The sequence below is a fragment of the Staphylococcus auricularis genome (assembly GCF_051172115.1).
Taxonomy (GTDB): Bacteria; Bacillota; Bacilli; order Staphylococcales; family Staphylococcaceae; genus Staphylococcus; species Staphylococcus auricularis_A.
This window is the reverse complement of the sequence record NZ_JBPIZN010000008.1, coordinates 1-1,693: the sequence shown is the minus strand read 5'-3', so window position 1 is coordinate 1,693 and position 1,693 is coordinate 1. Positions and strand designations below refer to the sequence as shown.

Here is a 1,693-nt window from a genome sequence, read left to right as displayed (position 1 = left end):
GGAGCGGAAGATAGGACTTACACCTATATCTTGTTCCGGGAAGGAACATGTTCTAAGTATTGAACTACTCCCGCATAAAAATTTAAATGGAGCGGAAGATAGGACTTACACCTATATCTTGTTCCGGGAAGGAACATGTTCTAAGTATTGAACTACTCCCGCATATAAAAAGACATGGAGGCGGCAACCGGATTTGAACCGGTGAATAAAGGTTTTGCAGACCTCTGCCTTACCACTTGGCTATGCCGCCAATAACTGGGCTAGCTGGATTCGAACCAGCGCGTGACGGAGTCAAAGTCCGTTGCCTTACCGCTTGGCTATAGCCCATTAATAATAATATTAAGGGCGGTTGATGGGGATCGAACCCACGCATGTCGGAACCACAATCCGATGTGTTAACCACTTCACCACAACCGCCATGGCAGGGGCAGTAGGAATCGAACCCACATCAAAGGTTTTGGAGACCTCTATTCTACCGTTGAAATATGCCCCTATTAAGGAAATGATGGTGGAGGGGGGCAGATTCGAACTGCCGAACCCGAAGGAGCGGATTTACAGTCCGCCGCGTTTAACCACTTCGCTACCCCTCCATATGCCGGCCAGAGGAATCGAACCCCCAACCTACTGATTACAAGTCAGTTGCTCTGCCAGTTGAGCTAGGCCGGCATATTGATAAGATGGTTCAGGACAGAGTCGAACTGCCGACACATGGAGCTTCAATCCATTGCTCTACCAACTGAGCTACTGAACCATGATGGCGGTCCCGATGGGATTCGAACCCACGCTCTCCTGCGTGACAGGCAGGCGTGTTAACCGCTACACTACGGGACCATCTTAATTAAATTGCGGGAGGCGGATTTGAACCACCGACCTTCGGATTATGAGCCCGACGAGCTACCGAACTGCTCCATCCCGCGGTAATAATATTAAACGGAGGAAGAGGGATTCGAACCCCCGCGGGCCGTTAAGCCCCTGTCGGTTTTCAAGACCGGTCCCTTCAGCCAGACTTGGGTATTCCTCCATAATGTGTAAATTATTTAAATGGCGGAGGAAGAGGGATTCGAACCCCCGCGAGCCGTTAAGCTCCTGTCGGTTTTCAAGACCGATCCCTTCAGCCGGACTTGGGTATTCCTCCAAAAATTATATGGACCTTGCAGGATTCGAACCTGCGACCGAACGGTTATGAGCCGTTAGCTCTGACCAACTGAGCTAAAGGTCCTAAATATAATTTACACTAATCATTAATGGCGGTGGAGGGGATCGAACCCACGACCTCACGGGTATGAACCGTACGCTCTAGCCAGCTGAGCTACACCGCCGTTATAAATGCTATGTAATAATAAAATGGTGGAGACTAGCGGGATCGAACCGCTGACCTCCTGCGTGCAAAGCAGGCGCTCTCCCAGGTGAGCTAAGCCCCCATTAAGGTTACAATTATCGGGAAGACAGGATTCGAACCTACGACCCCTTGGTCCCAAACCAAGTGCTCTACCAAGCTGAGCTACTTCCCGTTATAATAATGCGCCCGATAGGAGTCGAACCCATAGCCTTTTGATCCGTAGTCAAACGCTCTATCCAGTTGAGCTACGGGCGCATAATATTTAAAAATTAAATGGTGCCGAGGACCGGAATCGAACCGGTACGGTAATCTCTTACCGCAGGATTTTAAGTCCTGTGCGTCTGCCAGTTCCGC

Annotated in this window: 17 tRNA genes; all 17 read right to left on the bottom strand. The window is 50.1% G+C overall.

Annotated elements, in window-relative coordinates:
* Positions 1-87: 87 nt before the first annotated feature.
* Positions 88-162, bottom strand: a tRNA-Gly gene (locus ACSBRB_RS10065).
* A gap of 13 nt (positions 163-175) precedes the next feature.
* A tRNA-Cys gene (locus ACSBRB_RS10060) sits at positions 176-250 on the bottom strand.
* A gap of 5 nt (positions 251-255) precedes the next feature.
* Positions 256-327: transfer RNA gene (locus ACSBRB_RS10055), tRNA-Gln, on the bottom strand.
* A gap of 17 nt (positions 328-344) precedes the next feature.
* Positions 345-417 (bottom strand) — tRNA-His (locus ACSBRB_RS10050).
* Between the two features lie 2 nt (positions 418-419).
* Positions 420-493, bottom strand: a tRNA-Trp gene (locus tag ACSBRB_RS10045).
* 13 nt (positions 494-506) lie between these two features.
* Positions 507-590 (bottom strand) — tRNA-Tyr (locus ACSBRB_RS10040).
* 3 nt (positions 591-593) lie between these two features.
* Positions 594-666, bottom strand: a tRNA-Thr gene (locus tag ACSBRB_RS10035).
* Positions 667-678: 12 nt separating this feature from the next.
* Positions 679-751, bottom strand: a tRNA-Phe gene (locus tag ACSBRB_RS10030).
* A gap of 4 nt (positions 752-755) precedes the next feature.
* Positions 756-831, bottom strand: a tRNA-Asp gene (locus tag ACSBRB_RS10025).
* A 12-nt stretch (positions 832-843) separates the two neighbouring features.
* Positions 844-917, bottom strand: a tRNA-Met gene (locus ACSBRB_RS10020).
* 14 nt (positions 918-931) lie between these two features.
* Positions 932-1,021: transfer RNA gene (locus tag ACSBRB_RS10015), tRNA-Ser, on the bottom strand.
* Between the two features lie 21 nt (positions 1,022-1,042).
* Positions 1,043-1,135: transfer RNA gene (locus ACSBRB_RS10010), tRNA-Ser, on the bottom strand.
* A 10-nt stretch (positions 1,136-1,145) separates the two neighbouring features.
* Positions 1,146-1,219, bottom strand: a tRNA-Ile gene (locus tag ACSBRB_RS10005).
* A 26-nt stretch (positions 1,220-1,245) separates the two neighbouring features.
* Positions 1,246-1,319, bottom strand: a tRNA-Met gene (locus tag ACSBRB_RS10000).
* A gap of 26 nt (positions 1,320-1,345) precedes the next feature.
* Positions 1,346-1,421: transfer RNA gene (locus tag ACSBRB_RS09995), tRNA-Ala, on the bottom strand.
* A gap of 16 nt (positions 1,422-1,437) precedes the next feature.
* Positions 1,438-1,511, bottom strand: a tRNA-Pro gene (locus ACSBRB_RS09990).
* Positions 1,512-1,520: 9 nt separating this feature from the next.
* Positions 1,521-1,594: transfer RNA gene (locus ACSBRB_RS09985), tRNA-Arg, on the bottom strand.
* Positions 1,595-1,693 lie beyond the last annotated feature (99 nt).